Source organism: Mycobacterium sp. 1465703.0 (genome assembly GCF_001672975.1).
Lineage (GTDB): Bacteria > Actinomycetota > Actinomycetes > Mycobacteriales > Mycobacteriaceae > Mycobacterium.
On the sequence record NZ_LZKU01000198.1, the window covers coordinates 1 to 699 of the forward strand.

1 protein-coding gene and 1 pseudogene are annotated in these 699 nt (G+C 71.4%); both read left to right on the forward strand.

Annotated elements, in window-relative coordinates; translation table 11 throughout:
* Positions 1-288 (forward strand): annotated as a pseudogene (locus A5625_RS18340) (amidohydrolase); the annotation flags it as partial.
* The coding region (locus A5625_RS18345) for a M20/M25/M40 family metallo-hydrolase (protein WP_156748341.1) at positions 285-699 on the forward strand (415 nt) is incomplete at its 3' end. The pseudogene A5625_RS18340 and the gene A5625_RS18345, both read left to right, overlap by 4 nt.

Below are 699 nucleotides of genomic sequence, written 5' to 3' on the forward strand. Positions count from 1 at the left end.
CCGGTGGCCAGCGAGTATGAGGCGGCGCTGCCCATGGGTAGCACCGACATGGGCAACATCACGCAAGTGCTGCCGGGGATTCACCCGGTGGTCGGGATCGACGCCGGCGGTGCCATGGTCCACCAGCGCGCCTTCGCCGACGCCGCCGCCGGCCCCAGCGCCGACCGCACGGTCGTCGAGGGCGCGATCATGCTGGCGCGCACCGTGGTTCAGCTGGCCCAGACGCCCGCCCAACGCGACCGGGTGATGGCGGCGCAGCAGCGTAGACGCGGCGGGGCGCAGTCATGAGCCTTGTCGACGCCGCCAATTCCTGGCTGGCCGCCTATCACGAAGACCTGGTCGAATGGCGCCGGCACATTCACCGCTATCCCGAGCTGGGCCGCCAGGAGTACGCCACCACCCAGTTCGTCGCCGAGCGGTTGGCCGGTGCCGGACTCAACCCCAAGGTGCTGCCCGGCGGGACCGGACTGGTCTGCGACATCGGGCCCGAGCACGAGCCGAGGATTGCGCTGCGGGCCGACATGGACGCCCTGCCGATGGCCGAGCTCAGCGGCGCGCCGTACGCCTCCACCATGCCCAACGTGGCGCACGCCTGCGGTCATGACGCGCACACCGCGATCCTGCTGGGCACCGCCCTGGTGTTGGCGTCGGTGCCCGAACTGCCAGTCGGGGTGCGGCTGATCTTTCAGGCCGCCGAGG